This is a genomic window from Pseudomonas sp. GV047 (genome assembly GCF_003058245.1).
GTDB classification, from domain to species: Bacteria; Pseudomonadota; Gammaproteobacteria; order Pseudomonadales; family Pseudomonadaceae; genus Aquipseudomonas; species Aquipseudomonas marginalis.
The window spans coordinates 130,183-146,053 of sequence record NZ_QCWA01000015.1; the positions used below are offsets into that span (position 1 = coordinate 130,183).

At 59.6% G+C, this 15,871-nt stretch carries 17 protein-coding genes; 5 read left to right on the forward strand and 12 right to left on the reverse strand.

The features are described 5' to 3' along the window. Positions 1 to 36 precede the first annotated feature (36 nt). The 8 genes from ruvB to C8K58_RS28505 form a co-directional block, all read right to left on the reverse strand. Positions 37 to 1,095: a Holliday junction branch migration DNA helicase RuvB gene (gene ruvB, locus C8K58_RS28470; RefSeq protein WP_003175801.1), complete on the reverse strand. Its 1,059-nt coding sequence runs from the start codon at positions 1,093 to 1,095 to the stop codon at positions 37 to 39. After that, entirely contained in the window at positions 1,096 to 1,707 is a 612-nt protein-coding gene (gene ruvA, locus C8K58_RS28475) for a Holliday junction branch migration protein RuvA (RefSeq protein WP_003175802.1), read from the reverse strand. It abuts the gene before it with no gap. Between the two features lie 67 nt (positions 1,708 to 1,774). Then, positions 1,775 to 2,299 carry a crossover junction endodeoxyribonuclease RuvC gene (gene ruvC, locus C8K58_RS28480; RefSeq protein ID WP_027605540.1) on the reverse strand — a complete coding sequence of 175 codons (525 nt, stop codon included), beginning with the start codon at positions 2,297 to 2,299 and terminating at the stop codon, positions 1,775 to 1,777. Positions 2,300 to 2,456: 157 nt separating this feature from the next. Next, the gene (locus tag C8K58_RS28485) at positions 2,457 to 3,203 is read right to left on the reverse strand and encodes a YebC/PmpR family DNA-binding transcriptional regulator (protein ID WP_027605539.1); all 747 of its coding nucleotides are present in this window, start codon (positions 3,201 to 3,203) and stop codon (positions 2,457 to 2,459) included. A gap of 135 nt (positions 3,204 to 3,338) precedes the next feature. Further along, a complete protein-coding gene (gene aspS / locus C8K58_RS28490) occupies positions 3,339 to 5,114 on the reverse strand; it encodes an aspartate--tRNA ligase (RefSeq protein WP_027605538.1) in 1,776 nt (591 codons plus the stop codon). A 107-nt stretch (positions 5,115 to 5,221) separates the two neighbouring features. Then, positions 5,222 to 5,443, reverse strand: coding sequence for an FmdB family zinc ribbon protein (locus C8K58_RS28495; protein WP_010208103.1), 222 nt, complete (start codon positions 5,441 to 5,443; stop codon positions 5,222 to 5,224). 178 nt (positions 5,444 to 5,621) lie between these two features. Further along, positions 5,622 to 5,963: a ribbon-helix-helix domain-containing protein gene (locus tag C8K58_RS28500; protein ID WP_027605537.1), complete on the reverse strand. Its 342-nt coding sequence runs from the start codon at positions 5,961 to 5,963 to the stop codon at positions 5,622 to 5,624. 179 nt (positions 5,964 to 6,142) lie between these two features. Beyond that, on the reverse strand, positions 6,143 to 6,616 hold the full coding sequence (locus tag C8K58_RS28505) for a Dps family protein (protein WP_027605536.1): 474 nt from the start codon (positions 6,614 to 6,616) through the stop codon (positions 6,143 to 6,145). 428 nt (positions 6,617 to 7,044) lie between these two features. Between C8K58_RS28505 and C8K58_RS32915 the strand changes: the two genes are divergently transcribed. After that, positions 7,045 to 7,647 carry a cold-shock protein gene (locus tag C8K58_RS32915; protein ID WP_005790922.1) on the forward strand — a complete coding sequence of 201 codons (603 nt, stop codon included), beginning with the start codon at positions 7,045 to 7,047 and terminating at the stop codon, positions 7,645 to 7,647. 70 nt (positions 7,648 to 7,717) lie between these two features. Here C8K58_RS32915 and C8K58_RS28515 read toward each other — a convergent pair whose 3' ends face one another. Both C8K58_RS28515 and C8K58_RS28520 read right to left on the reverse strand, forming a co-directional pair. Continuing rightward, positions 7,718 to 7,924, reverse strand: coding sequence for a SlyX family protein (locus C8K58_RS28515; protein WP_027605535.1), 207 nt, complete (start codon positions 7,922 to 7,924; stop codon positions 7,718 to 7,720). A gap of 3 nt (positions 7,925 to 7,927) precedes the next feature. Beyond that, positions 7,928 to 8,353, reverse strand: coding sequence for an HIT domain-containing protein (locus C8K58_RS28520; protein ID WP_098479970.1), 426 nt, complete (start codon positions 8,351 to 8,353; stop codon positions 7,928 to 7,930). 744 nt (positions 8,354 to 9,097) lie between these two features. On the opposite strand from C8K58_RS28520, the gene C8K58_RS28525 reads away from it, so the two are divergent. After that, a complete protein-coding gene (locus C8K58_RS28525; RefSeq protein ID WP_027605533.1) occupies positions 9,098 to 10,390 on the forward strand; it encodes an OprD family porin in 1,293 nt (430 codons plus the stop codon). A 190-nt stretch (positions 10,391 to 10,580) separates the two neighbouring features. On the opposite strand, the gene C8K58_RS28530 is transcribed toward C8K58_RS28525, so the two are convergent. Both C8K58_RS28530 and C8K58_RS28535 read right to left on the reverse strand, forming a co-directional pair. After that, entirely contained in the window at positions 10,581 to 11,423 is an 843-nt protein-coding gene (locus C8K58_RS28530; RefSeq protein ID WP_027605532.1) for a mechanosensitive ion channel family protein, read from the reverse strand. Positions 11,424 to 11,558: 135 nt separating this feature from the next. Beyond that, positions 11,559 to 12,044 (reverse strand): YajQ family cyclic di-GMP-binding protein, encoded by a 486-nt coding sequence (locus C8K58_RS28535; RefSeq protein WP_003175814.1) that lies wholly within the window; start codon positions 12,042 to 12,044, stop codon positions 11,559 to 11,561. Between the two features lie 123 nt (positions 12,045 to 12,167). Between C8K58_RS28535 and C8K58_RS28540 the strand changes: the two genes are divergently transcribed. Genes C8K58_RS28540 through C8K58_RS28550 form a run of 3 tightly spaced genes read left to right on the forward strand, consistent with a single transcriptional unit; the run spans position 12,168 to position 15,746 of the window. Further along, the gene (locus tag C8K58_RS28540; RefSeq protein WP_108574755.1) at positions 12,168 to 13,085 is read left to right on the forward strand and encodes a putative 2-dehydropantoate 2-reductase; all 918 of its coding nucleotides are present in this window, start codon (positions 12,168 to 12,170) and stop codon (positions 13,083 to 13,085) included. 46 nt (positions 13,086 to 13,131) lie between these two features. After that, positions 13,132 to 15,165, forward strand: a complete 2,034-nt coding sequence (locus tag C8K58_RS28545) for a PAS domain-containing sensor histidine kinase (protein WP_027605530.1) — start codon at positions 13,132 to 13,134, stop codon at positions 15,163 to 15,165. A 2-nt stretch (positions 15,166 to 15,167) separates the two neighbouring features. Beyond that, on the forward strand, positions 15,168 to 15,746 hold the full coding sequence (locus tag C8K58_RS28550) for a cob(I)yrinic acid a,c-diamide adenosyltransferase (RefSeq protein ID WP_098478848.1): 579 nt from the start codon (positions 15,168 to 15,170) through the stop codon (positions 15,744 to 15,746). The last annotated feature ends 125 nt before the right edge of the window (positions 15,747 to 15,871 follow it).

Here is a 15,871-nt window from a genome sequence, read left to right on the forward strand (position 1 = left end):
GCACAAACATCGAATAAATCGACTGGCGTGAAGCTTTTAATCGTCCACTGCATCAAGGAATTCGTCTACCACGGGCATCTCACCCAATCGTGACGGAATGTTTAACCCGAAGTGCAGATAGGCATGGCGCGTCACCACCCGCCCCCTTGGCGTGCGCATGATATAGCCCTGCTGGATCAGGTACGGCTCCAGCACATCCTCGATGGTATGGCGCTCTTCACTGATGGCCGCCGCCAGGCTGTCGACACCTACCGGACCGCCGTCGAACTTCTCGATCATGGTCAAGAGCAGGCGTCGATCCTGATGATCGAAGCCGTGCTCGTCCACATCCAGCAGGTTCAGGGCCAGGTCCGCCACGGCCTTGGTGATATGCCCCTTGGCCCGGACTTCGGCAAAGTCACGCACGCGACGCAGCAGGCGGTTGGCAATCCGTGGCGTGCCCCGGGCCCGACGGGCAATTTCGAACGCGCCTTCCGGGTCCAGGGGCAAGCCGAGAATACTGGCCGAACGGCTGACGATGGTCGCCAGATCGGCGGTGCTGTAGAACTCAAGACGTTGAACAATGCCGAAACGGTCTCGCAGCGGGTTGGTCAACATGCCCGCGCGCGTGGTCGCGCCCACCAGCGTAAACGGTGGCAGGTCGAGCTTGATCGAGCGCGCCGCCGGGCCTTCGCCGATCATGATGTCGAGCTGGAAATCTTCCATCGCCGGGTACAGGACTTCCTCGACGATTGGCGAGAGCCGGTGGATCTCGTCGATGAACAGCACATCATGGGGCTCGAGGTTGGTGAGCAACGCCGCCAAATCACCTGGCCGCTCCAGCACCGGGCCGGAGGTGGACTTGATCGACACACCCATTTCCTGGGCAATGATGTTGGCCAGGGTGGTTTTACCCAGCCCCGGCGGGCCGAAGATCAAGGTATGGTCCAAGGACTCACTGCGCCCGCGCGCGGCCTGAATAAACAACTCCATCTGCTCGCGCACGGTGGGCTGGCCGATGTAGTCGGCAAGGCTAAGGGGGCGGATGGCGCGGTCCTGGACTTCTTCACGATCACGAGGCCCGGTGGCCGCGATCAGACGATCAGCTTCAATCACTTAAATCATTCCCTTCAGGGCTCGGCGGATCATGTCTTCGCTGCTCAGGTTCTTGTCCTTGATGGCCGAGACGGCCTTGCTGGCCTCCTGGGGTTTGTAGCCCAGGGAGATCAGCGCACTGACGGCGTCGCTTTCAGCACTCGCGACCTGGCCCGCCGGCATGTCCGGCTGGTTCGGCACCAGGGCGAACATGCTCGGCACCACCTCCCAGGCCTTGAAGCGGTCCTTGAGTTCTACCAGCAGGCGCTCGGCGGTTTTCTTGCCCACGCCCGGTACCTTGGTCAGCGCCGAGGTGTCCTGGGCCGACACGGCACGTACCAGCTCATCCACTTCCAGGCTCGACATCAACGCCAGGGCCAATTTAGGCCCCACGCCATTGAGGCGAATCAACTCGCGGAAGAAGTCGCGGTCACGCTTGCCAATGAAACCATAGAGTAGTTGCGCATCTTCGCGCACCACCAGATGGGTATGCAGCGTTATGGGTTCACCGACCGACGGCAGGCGGTACAGGGTGGTCATGGGCACTTCCAGCTCATACCCCAGCCCGTTTACATCCAGAATCAGGTGCGGCGGCTGTTTCTCAGCCAGGGTGCCGCGCAAGCGTCCAATCACGGTTCAGATCCTTAAAGCTTGGGGTCAGAGCGAGGCCTGACCGGAAATAACGATTGCGCTGATGCTATCAGAGACGCAGGCGCCCGCCACGACTGCGTGCCGTGCCCAGGCCGTGAGGCAGCAGGCTGGAGCGCGTGTGTGCATGGCAAATGGCAATGGCCAGGGCGTCGGAGGCATCGATCTGCGGCTTTGAGGTGAGCTTGAGCATGTGCATGACCATCATCTGCACCTGCTCTTTATTGGCCGCGCCGGTGCCGACCACGGACTGCTTGACCTGGGTCGCGGTGTACTCGGCGATCTCCATGCCCTCCTCGGCGCCGGCGACGATGGCGGCGCCACGAGCCTGGCCGAGCTTCAACGCCGAATCTGCGTTTTTTGCCATGAACACCTTTTCGATGCCCATGGTCACCGGTCCGTAGGTCTGGATCACTTCACGCACGCCGCGATAGACGATCTGCAGGCGCTCAGCCAACTCGCCTGCGCCGGTACGGATACAGCCCGAAGCGACGTAGACGCAGCCGCGCGGGGTGTGTTGCACCACACCAAAACCGGTGATGCGCGAACCGGGGTCGATACCTAGGATTAAAGTCATAACGCCTGCAGGTCGGATAAACACATTTTTTGATACACCGTAGTTCCAATGTGGGAGGGGGCTTGCTCCCGATGGCGATCGTCCAGTTAGACATAGGCTGACTGATACACCGCCATCGGGAGCAAGCCCCCTCCCACATTTGGATCTACTTCATTCTTCAGCCTAGCTGTTCGGCCACGGATTCCGGGATGTCGGCGTTGGAATACACGTTTTGTACATCATCCAGGTCTTCGAGCATATCGAGCATCTTCAGCACTTTCTGCGCACCGTCCAGGTCCAGCTCGGCACTGGTGGTCGGCAGCATCACAATCTCGGCGTCGGAGCCTTTGAAACCGGCCGCTTCCAGGGCGTTACGCACGGCGTAGAAACCGGCGAACGAGGTAAACACGTCGATGGAGCCATCTTCATTGGTCACCACGTCGTCGGCATCCGCCTCCATCGCCGCTTCCATCAGTGCATCTTCATCCACACCCGGCGCGAAGGAGATCTGCCCCTTGCGTTCGAACAGGTAGGCCACCGAACCGTCAGTCCCCAGGTTGCCGCCACACTTGCTGAACGCATGACGCACGGCGGCGGCAGTACGGTTGCGGTTATCGGTCATGCATTCGACCATCACCGCCACGCCACCCGGGCCGTAGCCTTCGTAGGTCAACTCGACCATGTCGTCGGTGTCGGCAGCGCCGGCCCCACGGGCCACGGCACGGTCGATAATGTCACGACTCATGTTGGCGCCGAGGGCCTTGTCCAGGGCCAGGCGCAGACGCGGGTTGGAGCCCGGGTCACCACCACCCTGGCGGGCAGCGACCGTCAGCTCACGGATCCACTTGGTGAAGATCTTGCCTTTCTTGGCATCCTGACGCTCTTTGCGGTGCTTGATGTTCGCCCACTTGGAATGGCCAGCCATAACACAACTCCGAAATTCTCTAGAAACCTTATCAACCCCACCCGGGGTGGGATACAACCCTTGTAACGCAAAGGCGCATCCGAAGATGCGCCTTTTTAGACTGCGTAAACCTCAGTGCGCTTTCACGCAGCAGCCTTACTCAGCCTTCGGCGTCTCGCGCAGGCGGATATGCAGCTCGCGCAATGCCTTGGCATCCACCACGCCCGGAGCCTGGGTCATGACGTCCGCAGCACTCTGGGTTTTCGGGAAGGCGATCACTTCGCGGATCGACTGGGCACCGGTCATCAGCATCACCAGGCGGTCGAGGCCGAAAGCCAGGCCACCGTGGGGTGGCGCGCCGTATTTCAGGGCGTCGAGCAGGAAGCCGAACTTCTCTTCCTGTTCCGCTTCGTTGATGCCCAGCAGGCGGAAGACCGCTTGCTGCATCTCTTTGCGGTGGATACGGATCGAACCGCCACCCAGCTCAGTACCGTTCAACACCATGTCATACGCGCGGGACAGCGCGCCTGCCGGGTTGGCTTCCAGCTCTTCGGGCGAGCACTTCGGCGCGGTGAACGGGTGGTGCAAGGCGCTGAAGCTGCCGTCATCATTCTCTTCGAACATCGGGAAGTCGACGACCCACATCGGTGCCCACTTGCAGGTCAGCAGGTCCAGGTCGTGGCCCAGCTTGATCCGCAGCGCGCCCAGGGCTTCGCTGACGATCTTGGCTTTGTCGGCGCCGAAGAACACGATGTCGCCGTCGACCGCGCCCACGCGATCCAGGATCACATTGAGGTTGGCTTCCGGGATGTTCTTCACGATTGGCGACTGCAGGCCTTCAACACCCTTGGCGCGCTCGTTGACCTTGATGTACGCCAGGCCCTTGGCACCGTAGATGCCGACGAACTTGGTGTAGTCGTCGATCTGCTTGCGCGGCATGCTCGCGCCGCCAGGCACGCGCAGGGCGGCGATGCGGCATTTCGGGTCGTTGGCCGGGCCGCTGAACACCTTGAAATCAACTTCGGTGAGCTGGTCGGCCACGTCCACCAGTTCCAGCGGGTTACGCAGGTCGGGCTTGTCCGAACCGTAGCGGCGCATGGCCTCTTCGAAGGTCATGTGCGGGAATTCACCGAACTCCAGGTCCAGCACTTCCTTGAACAGGTTGCGGATCATCTGCTCGGTGATGCCCATGATCTCTTTCTCATCGAGGAAGCTGGTCTCGATGTCGATCTGGGTGAATTCCGGCTGACGGTCGGCGCGCAGGTCTTCGTCGCGGAAGCACTTGGCGATCTGGTAGTAACGGTCGAAACCGGCCACCATCAGCAGCTGCTTGAACAGCTGCGGCGATTGCGGCAAGGCGAAGAAACTGCCGGCGTGGGTACGGCTAGGCACCAGGTAGTCCCGCGCGCCTTCCGGGGTGGCCCGGGTCAGGATAGGCGTTTCGACGTCAAGGAAGCCGTTCTCGTCGAGGAAGCGGCGGATGCTGGTGGTCATGCGCGAACGCAGGCGCAGCTTCTCGGCCATTTCCGGACGACGCAGGTCCAGGAAACGGTAGCGCAGGCGGGTTTCTTCGCCGACGTCGGAGTATTCGTTCAGCGGGAACGGCGGGGTTTCCGATTCGTTGAGTACTTCCAGCTCGTAGCCCAGCACTTCGATCGCACCGGACGCCATGTTCGCGTTCACGGCACCGGCAGGACGCAGGCGAACCTTGCCGGTGATCTTCACGACGTACTCGCTGCGCACACGGTCAGCAGCGGCGAAGCTTTCGGCGCGGTCCGGATCGAACACCACCTGGGCCAGGCCATCACGATCACGGATATCGAGGAAGATCACCCCGCCGTGGTCGCGGCGACGGTGAACCCATCCGCAAAGGGTGATTTCCTGACCATCCAGGGTCTCGTTCAGTTGGCCGCAATAGTGGCTGCGCATCATGGTAGTGGTTTCACTTCTCGTAATTCGAAATTCGGTGGAGGCCTGCCTCGTCACCGTACATTAAAGCAGGGGACGGATAATGCAGGAGCCTGCGCATGGAGTTCAACTCAGTCTGCTTTGTCGCCGCCCGCAAGGTTCTTCTTCGAACCGGTCTTGAAATCGGTCTCGTACCAGCCGCTGCCGCTCAGGCGGAAGCCCGGCATGGACAACATCTTCTTGAGCTCGGGTGCCTGGCAGGCCGGGCAATCGACCAGCGGCGCTGCGCTGATCTTCTGGATGGCTTCCAACTGATGTCCACAGGAAGCACATTGATAGTCGTACATGGGCATGGCGATGTCTCGGCGGTCGATCGTTACTGTGCCGCGCCCGCTCTTGATAGAGAGCAGAGGGAGAAAGCCCCGGCAGCAGCAAAGCGCGGGATTATATCTGGTAAATCAAGGCAGCGCAGCCGGCTTTCTGCCCGGGGCAGGCCCACCTCGACAGCGGACCAGCCCCGAGGCCTGCCGATTACTCAGGGCTTGGCGAGACAGCACGGCCCTTTAACAGATGAACCACACACACTACCCTGACCAACCCACTGAAGTTCTTCACTCCTCCATACCGCAAGTGCACTTCCCGATCGACATAGGACAGCAATGCGCTGACAGAGCAGGCATTGATCCTGGCTATTTCCGTGAGGATATTCCAATAGATCTGCTCAAGCCGAAGACAAGTGGAAAACCCATTGAGCCTTACCGATCGGGACAATGGCTTGGCCAGCCCCATATCGAACCCCTTGGCGAAGGGGTCGACGCTTATCTTGTGGAAACCACCGGTTTCCATCACTCCCACATCCACTCCACGTGACATACACCTGACACTCCATTGCCAAACAACAGCCCATGGGTTCTCCCATTGGACAGTGGCCCTATAAGACAGCAGGACGAAGCAGGCAGCCAGAAGACGGGGCGTTGATAGGCGTAGGACAACGCCAGGAAATGCGTGGAAACAAGCAAGTGGCGCCACAACGGCGCCACTGTGGGTGACGGTTACTGGTTTTCGAGCAGGGAGCGCAGCATCCACGCGGTTTTCTCGTGAACCTGCATGCGCTGGGTCAGCAGGTCCGCGGTCGGCTCATCGCTGACCTTGTCGAGCAACGGGAAAATACCGCGTGCGGTACGCGTGACCGCCTCCTGGCCCGCCACCAGTTGCTTGATCATCTCTTCTGCGCTGGGAACTCCCTCTTCTTCCTTGATGGAGGAAAGACGGGCGTAGATCGAATAGGCGCCCGGTGCCGGGAAACCCAGGGCACGGATACGCTCGGCTATGGCGTCCACCGCCAGCGCCAGCTCGTTGTACTGCTCTTCGAACATCAGGTGCAGCGTACGGAACATGGGGCCCGTGACGTTCCAATGGAAGTTGTGGGTCTTCAGGTACAGTACATAGGTATCGGAGAGCAGTCGTGAAAGCCCATCGACGATGGATTTACGATCTTCTTCACTGATACCGATATCGATTGCCATGTTTATCCCCTTCAATTGACAAGCATTCATTGATCAGGTGCACGACCACTCTAGCAAGAGCGCCGCGTAGACGCAGCCCGACACCCTCGGGCGACATGCGACAAATCGCCCCTGCACGACCTTTCAGCCCGTGCAGTACAAGCCTTTGGACACGTCGGAAATTTCCTTTAAGGCCGCCAGAAACACCTGCACATCTCTAGGACAAGCGTTTCACGCAGAAATGCCACGCCCCTTTCAACCGCGGAAAATGCTCGATTTGAGTAGGCACGGCCTTTGCTGTTAAATAGGCAGCGTGTCGCCGTCGTTAATTTCCACGGCAAGCGGCATAGGCTGATACCCGCGCACGTGCCCAACGCCTCCCATTGTTCAGAAGCGAACCGTGCCAGTCAGCTCTTCCTTGTGATCCGTCTTAACGTGAGTTAATCAAAATGTTGAAAATCGTCCACCTGCTAACGGGCGTTGCAGCGTTGCTGCTGTCCTTTATCCCGAGCCTGCAGCCTGAAAGCCTGCCCTACCTGCAACAACACGACGCTCTGTACCTGGCCTTGTTCGGCCTTCTTAACCTGACGCTCGCTCCCGTAATCCCTTACTGGAACAAAGGCACACGTCATCAACTGCAAAACCTGGTCAGCGCACTGCTGGTACTGACCGTTGTCGTACAAACCCTCACCCTCCTGGCACCTATGCCTGAAGTGGGCGGCCATCCGGCCATCCTGCTCAGCCTGGTGATTGCTGTGGTCGCTATCGTTCTTCACCTGGCCATCAGCTTCTACCGTTCGTCCCCGGCGGCCGCGTCGCAAAACTACGACATGACCAATCGGGATACCGGTACCGTCAAGTGGTTCAACACCTCCAAAGGCTTCGGCTTTATTTCCCGCGATTCGGGCGACGACATCTTCGTCCACTTCCGGGCTATCCGTGGCGAAGGCCATCGCGTCCTGGTGGAAGGCCAGCGCGTGGAGTTCTCCGTGATGAATCGCGACAAAGGCCTGCAAGCCGAAGACGTGATCGCTGCCCTGCCGCGTCGCTGATTCCAGCCGTCGCAGCAAAAAAAACCGCGATCCAGCCTTGGCTGGGTCGCGGTTTTTTATTGCACTCGGATTAATAGTGCGGTGGCGGCGCCTCTTCTTCGGACGTCTCGAACTGGCCGCCCATTTCTTCCTGACGCTTGAGCAGCGCGGTCATCTGCAGCTGCAGGCGCTCAACCGCGCGCTGCTGGGCGACCAGGATGTCATTGAGGGTCTCGATGGTGTCGTCCTGAAAGGCCAGGCGGCTCTCCAGATCGGTAACGCGGTCTTGCAAGTCCATGGTTCAACCCTGGGTGAAGATAAAGTCGGCAGGCAGCAACGCGTGCAGGCGCACACGAATGGCCGCCACTTGTTCGTCAGTGTACGGCTGGGCCGGATGCTTGCCCCACACCGGCGCAGGCCACGCAGCATCATCACGCTTGCGTACGATCACATGCACGTGCAATTGGCTGACGACATTACCGAGCGCACCGATATTCATCTTGTCGGCGCCCAGGCCTTCGTTGAGTAACTGCGCCAGCAACGTAGTTTCCTTCCAGAGGATCTGTTGATCTGCGACATCCAGCTGAAACACTTCGCTGATACCGTTGATGCGTGGCACCAGGATGAACCACGGGTAATTCGAGTCATTGGACAGCAGCAGGCGGCACAACGGGAAGTCCCCGATCACCAGTGTGTCTTGTTGCAGGCGTTGATCTAAGGCGAACACCACGGGCACTCCGTTTGGCAGGTCAGGTTCTGGCGCCCAGCATACCTTCGAATGCGAGCGGCTTCACGGCGAATGCGGGGGGCGCCCGGCGCACCCGGAGAAAAAAACCGCACCCTTTCGATGCAGGCGAATAATTGAGCTACGCTAACTCGGGCCTCACCGGGATGCACCAAAATGACCCACTTGTGCCTCAAAGAGATCCGCCAACTACCCACCCATGGGGGTGGACCGGTAACGTTTTTCTCGGGCAAGGTTTTTTTGCACCCCCCAACAGCGGTAACACACGGGCGTCAAGCCCAAACCAAACGGCGTAAAAAGCCCGTGCTTATGCGGTTTTTACCCCGTCGTAACGTTTTTCACGAAAAAATGACATTCAGTTACCGGTTTGGGCGCGCTTGTTGCATTCACCCCCCTATCGTCGACAACGGCACCTGCAGGGAAGTGAGTGTTTCGCGATAAAAAACAGTGGCGTTTCAATGCATACCAGGAAGACGACAAACGCTGAAAGACGTTTGAAAACAGCATTGAAGTTGTCAGTCCCGTTACATTCGGACTGTGAATTTGCGACATGGAACTAGCAATTTACGACAGCCTCGTAAAGAAGCTGAAAGGAAAGATGGGTAAGTATCGTCAATAGAGTCTGCGTGATATAACTTTGCGCCGACACAAAAAAGAAAGAGCCGCCCAGATAAAAATACAGGTGGGACGGCAGTACTCTTCCTAAAACCAAAGGAGCAAATCACGATGCGCGTGATGAAGTGGAGCATGATCGCCCTGGCTGTTTCAGCAGGCACCTCGCAGTTCGCAATGGCGTCCGCCCAGGACGATTCCAAGGGCTTTATCGAGGACAGTACAGCCAGCATTCTGACACGGGCCCTGTATTTCAGCCGTGACCGCCGTAACCACGGTGCAGAACAAAGCCGTATCGAAGAAACCGGCCTCGGCTTCCACGGCCTCTTCAGCTCGGGTTACACCCAAGGCACCATCGGTGTCGGTGTCGACGTGATCGGTCTGCTGGGCGTCAAGCTGGACAGCGGCAAAGGCCGTGCCGGCACCGGTCTGTTCCCAGAGGGTTCCGACGGCCGTTCGCAGGATGACTACTCCAAAGGCGGCGCAGCCATCAAGTTCCGTATGTCCAATACGGTCCTGAAGATCGGTGATCAGTACACCACCGCTCCAGTGTTCGCTTCCGATGACAGCCGTTTGCTGCCGGAACTGCCGCAAGGCATCTCCATCACCAGCAACGAAATCAAAGATCTGAAACTGGAAGCCGGTCACTTCACCTCGATCGTTGCCCAGGATCAAACCTACCGCGACAGTATCGCCAGCTCCGAACCAGGCTCGAGCCGTGGCCTGCGAGACGCCAACTTCGTCGGCGGTGTGTACTCCTGGACCCCAGAGTTCACCACCAGCCTCTACTACTCGAAAGTGGAAGACTACTGGAAGAAGATCTACGCCAACGTCAACTGGACCCACGCGCTCAGCGATGACCAGTCCGTGGCTGTCGACTTCAACATCTACGACACCAAGAGCGACGGCGCCGGCCTGGTACGTGCTGACAAAGACAGCACCACCAAGCTCGACAACCGTGCGTTCAGCCTGCAAGGCGCGTACACCATTGGCGCTCACACCTTCACCCTGGCAGCACAGAAGGTCAGCGGCGACGGCCAGTACGGCTACGGCGTAGACGGTGGCGGCACGATTTTCCTGGCCAACTCCATCGCCCGTTCCGACTTCAACGCTGAAGACGAGAAGTCCTACCAGGCTCGCTATGACCTGAACATGGCGACCTTTGGTATCCCAGGCCTGAGCTTCATGACTCGTTATGTGAAAGGTACTGGCGCCAACACCTCGACCACTAACAATGGTAAAGAGTGGGAACGCGATATCGAAGCCAAATACGTGATCCAGAGCGGTCCAGCCAAAGACCTGAGCCTGCGCGTACGTCAAGCGACCTATCGCTCGTCTGATCAGGTTTACTCGGGTTCCCTCGACGAACTGCGTCTGATCGCGCAATACCCGCTGAACATCTTGTAATTGCCGGTTCAATTACAACGATGACTTAAGGCCCCGGCCTTAAACAAAAAAGCCGCTCCCCTGTTTACAAGGGAGCGGCTTTTTTATTGCAGTTTTATTTCAGCGAATAAATAACTAGCAAGCTAACTAACGAGATTCAGATGACACGTTTAACCTGACCTTTCGGCCAAGTTAAACGCGCTTCTTTCACTTACTTCGGAGCTGCTTCCTGCATCACTCGAATAACGCGCTGCGGAAATGGAATATCAATCCCCGCTGCCTTTAAACGATCACGCGCCAGTTCATTCAGCATGAACACTACATCCCAATAATCCGGGGTATTGGTCCAGCAGCGCAGGGAAACCGTGATCGAGCTATCGCCCAAGGTCGACACCACGGCCACCGCAGCAGGATCCGTCAGTACGCGCGGATCTTTTGCCAGGTCCAGCAGTACTTCACGGGCCTTTTGCAGATCCGCCTCGTAGTCCACACCCACGTCAAACACCACCTTGCGGGTCGGCTGACGGTTGGTGTTGGTGATGATGCCGTTGGACAGGATGCCGTTGGGTACGATGACAGTCTTGTTGTCGCCGGTGCGCAGCACGGTGTGGAAGATCTGGATACTGTCGACGGTCCCGGAAGTGCCCTGGGCTTCGATCCAGTCACCAATGCGGAACGGGCGGAACAACAGGATCAGCACCCCACCGGCAAAGTTGGCCAGGCTGCCTTGCAACGCCAGGCCGATGGCCAGGGTAGCGGCACCGATGGCGGCGACGAACGAGGTGGTCGCCACGCCGATCATCGAGGCCACGCTGACAATCAGCATGACTTTCAGCGCAATGTTCGCCAGGCTGGTGATGAAGTGCTGCAGCGCCAGGTCCGCGTTACGCATGGCCAGCAGACGGCCCACACGATGGGTCAATACGTTGATCAGCCACCAGCCAATGGCCAGGGTGATTACCGCCAGCAACACCCGGCTGCCGTATTCCATGATCATCGGGATCCATGACTGCGAGGTCTTGATCAAGTGATCCATTTCAGCGTTTAAATCCATGTAGCTTCTCCTGTGTGGCAGATGTGCGGCTTACTGACTGCCTGAAAACGCAAATGAGCCCCGTAGGGCTCAAGTGCAGGCGCTGGCTCTGGGGCGTGGGACGCCGAAAACGTCCACAGGTTCCCCACTGTGCCATCAGTCGCGGAAGTTATTGAACTGCAGCGGCATGTCGAAGGTCTTGGCGCGCAGGGCGGCAATGGCCTCCTGCAGGTCATCACGCTTCTTGCCGGTGACACGAACCTGCTCACCCTGGATGGCAGCCTGGACTTTCAGCTTGGCATCCTTGATATGGGCGACGATCTTCTTCGCCAGCTCCTTGTCGATACCTTCCTTGAGTACGGCTTCCTGCTTCATCAGCTTGCCGGAGGCGTAGGCGTCCTTGATTTCAAGGCACTGCGCGTCGATCTTGCGCTTGACCAGCGACAACTTGAGTATCTCGATCATCGCTTCCAGCTGGAAATCGGCTTCAGCGGTCAGGTTGACGGTCAGTTCCTTTTCCTTGAATTCGAAGCTGCCCTTGCCTTTCAAGTCATAGCGGCGGTCCAGCTCCTTGACGGCGTTCTCGACGGCGTTGGTGACTTCGTGTTTGTCCAGTTCAGATACCACGTCGAACGAAGGCATGTGATTTCTCCAATATAAGGGGCGGGTTCAGTAGAGATGGAGCGCGCCCGAGCTAAAATGCCGGGGCATTATAGCGGTTCTTTCGTCCCGTTCACTGTGAGCGACCCTACGGAGCAAAAACTGATGTCGACCACCTGGCATATTCTCGGCGCGGGCAGCCTGGGCACACTGTGGGCCACCCGCCTGGCTCGTGCCGGCTTGCCCGTCAGGTTGATCCTGCGCGATGCCAGGCGCCTGGCCAGCTACCGGGCTTCACCCGGCTTGACCCTCGTGGAACACGGCGTCGCCCATACCCACCCGGTGTTCGCTGAAACGCCCGACAGCCCCGAGCCGATTCATCGCCTGCTGGTAGCGTGCAAGGCCTACGACGCCCAGGGCGCTGTCGCACAGCTGCAACACCGCCTGGCATCGGACGCCGAGCTGATCCTGCTGCAGAACGGCCTCGGCAGCCAAGACGCGGTGGCCGCGCAACTGCCCCAGGCGCGCTGCATTTTTGCCTCCAGCACCGAAGGCGCGTTTCGCGACGGTGACTGGCGCGTGGTGTTCGCCGGCCATGGCTACACCTGGCTGGGGGACGCGAGCCACCCTACTCCGCCGCTGTGGCTGGATGACTTGCACGCTGCGGGCATCCCCCACGAATGGAGTACCGACATCCTGACGCGCCTGTGGCGCAAACTGGCGCTCAATTGCGCGATCAACCCGCTGACGGTGCTTTACCAGTGCCGCAACGGCGAACTGCAGAACCATCAATGTGAAGTCGCGACCCTGTGTGCCGAGCTTGGCGAACTGCTGGAATGCTGCGGCCAACCCACCGCCGCGCTGGATCTGCACCAGGAAGTGGAACGGGTCATCCAGGCCACGGCCGCCAATTATTCCTCCATGTACCAGGACGTGGCCAACGCCCGCCGCACCGAGATCAGCTACTTGTTGGGCTATGCTTGCCAGGCGGCCGCCCGTCACCAATTGAGCCTGCCCCATGTGCAACAGCTGCAAGTGCGCCTGGTCGAGCAGTTACTTGCACGCGGATTGCCCCGCGACTGAACCACGCGCTACCCTGCCCGCCTGTCTATCACCTGGGAAAACCCTGATGCCGCTGCGCCAGCGTCTAGAAAACCTACCGGTCGGGCAGAAACTGCTGGCCGCCCTGCTGGTGCTGCTGACCACCGTCCTGCTGGTGGCTAACCTGACCTTTATCAGCGCCGCCTACTGGATCTCCCAGGAAAGCATGGCGCCCCAGGCCTTGCAGGCCATCGGCCGGCTGGTGTCCAACCCGGCCCTGGCCGCCGAAGCCCTTGAATCCCCAGCCAAGGCCGATGCGCTGCTCAATGAACTGACCAGCTATTCTCCCCTGCGCGCCGCCGCCCTGTACGACGGCGAAGGCAATCGCCTGGCGCAGATGCAACACGGCGATCGCCTGCACCTCCCGGACAACTACCGGCATATCGAAGCCTGGCGAGTGACCGAATTTCGCAGTAACCAGGTCATCACCCTGCCCCGCCCCGGCCAACCGTCCGGCCACCTGCTGCTGGTGGCCAGCAGTGAGCTGCCGGTGGCCTTCTATACCGGCACATTGACGGCGAGCCTGGGCATCCTGATTTTCAGTGTGCTGCTGTGGTTGATCATCGCCCGGCAAATCAAACGCCTGATCACCCGGCCGATCCATGAACTCGAAGAGCTGTCACGCCAGGTCACCCGCGAAGAGAACTACGCCCTGCGCGCCGGCCCAGGCAACCACGACGAAATCGGCAGCCTGGCCGAAGCCTTCAACACCATGCTGTCGCGCATCGAAGCCCGGGAGCAGCAGCTCAAGCGCGCGCGGGACGACTCCCAGGCGGCCTACGACCAGGCACAAGGCCTGGCCGAAGAGACACGCCACACCAACCGCAAGCTGGAGCTGGAAGTCCAGGTACGCAGCAAGATCGAGAAAAAGCTCACCGGTTTCCAGAACTACCTGAACAGCATCATCGACTCGATGCCTTCGGCACTGATCGCCCTGGACGAACAGCTCTACGTCACCCAATGGAATCAGGAAGCCACGGCTCTGTCCGGCACGCGCCTGGATGAAGCGCTGAATCAACCGATCTACCTCGCCTTCCAGCCGCTCAAGCCGTACCTGCCGCAGATCAAGGCCACGGTGGAGCAACACACGGTGGAACGCATCGAGCGCGTCACCTGGGTCAAGGACGACGAACCCAAGCATTACGCCCTGACCTTCTACCCGCTGATGGGCGGTGCCGGGCGCGGCGTGGTGATCCGTATCGACGACATCACCCAGCGCCTGTCGCTGGAAGAGATGATGGTGCAGTCGGAAAAAATGCTCTCCGTCGGCGGACTTGCCGCCGGCATGGCCCACGAGATCAACAACCCGCTGGGGGCGATCCTGCATAACGTGCAGAACATTCGCCGGCGCCTGTCCCCCGACTTGCCCAAGAACCTGGAACACGCCGAACAGGTGGGGGTTGAGCTGGACACCGTCAACCGCTACCTGCAAAGCCGCGAAGTGCCGCAACTGCTCGACGGTATCCAGCAGGCGGGGGCACGGGCGGCGAAAATCGTCACCCACATGCTCAGCTTCAGCCGCCGCAGCAACCGGCAGATGGCGCCTTGCGACCTGCCGGCGCTGATCGACCAGGCGGTAGAAATCGCCGGTAACGACTTTGACCTGGCCATTGGCTTCGACTTCAAGGGCCAGGCGATCATCCGCCAGTTCGACCCGCAACTGGGCCCCGTGCCCGGCACGGCCAACGAACTGGAACAGGTGCTGCTCAACCTGCTGAAAAACGCCGCCCAGGCCATTCATCTGCGCGAAGACGACAGCGAACCGGGGCGCATCATCCTGCGCACGCGCCTTAACCCACCGTGGGCGGAAATCCAGGTGGAAGACAATGGCATCGGCATGAGCGAAAACGTGCGCAAACGCACCTTCGAGCCGTTCTTTACCACCAAGGAAATCGGCCAGGGCACCGGGCTTGGGCTGTCGGTGTCGTACTTCATCATCACCAACAACCACAAGGGCCAGATGGAGGTGCATTCCACCCTCGGCCAAGGCACCTGCTTCACCTTGCGCCTGCCCCTGGCGGGCCAACTGCCACCTTACGAACTCACCCAACTGGAGCACTGACCATGGGCTTTCGCCTGTCGAAGATTTACACCCGCACCGGCGATAAAGGCGAAACAGGCCTCGGCGACGGCCGCCGCGTGCCCAAGGACCATCCCCGGGTGGAGGCCATCGGCGAGGTCGATACGCTCAATAGCCAGTTGGGGTTACTGCTGGCGTATCTCGAAGCCCTCGGCGGACAGCATCCAGGCTTACAGGACGTGATCGAGGTGCTTACGCCTTGCCAGCATCGATTGTTCGATCTGGGTGGGGAGTTGGCAATGCCGGAGTACAAGGCATTGAACGCGGCGGAAGTGGATCGGCTGGAAGCGGCGATTGATCGTTGGAACGAGGAAGTCGGGCCGTTGGAAAACTTTATCTTGCCTGGTGGTTCGGCGCTGATTGCCCAGGCCCATGTGTGCCGCAGCCTGGCGCGCAGTGCCGAGCGGCGCTGTCAGCACCTGAATGCTGTCGAGCCGTTGGAAGGGGTGGGGTTGGCGTATATCAATCGGCTGTCGGATTTGCTGTTTGTGGCGGCAAGGGTGATTGCCAGGCGCCAGGGTGTTGCAGAAGTGTTGTGGCAGGCGGCGGCGAAGCCACACTGATGATGATTCGGTGACTGATAGGGCCTCATCGGGGTGTAGAACCGTAGACATCGTTTACATCTGAAACCGGGGACATCGTTTACACATTTGAGGCCTGGACGCGGGTCATACCTCGTCCAAGCCTC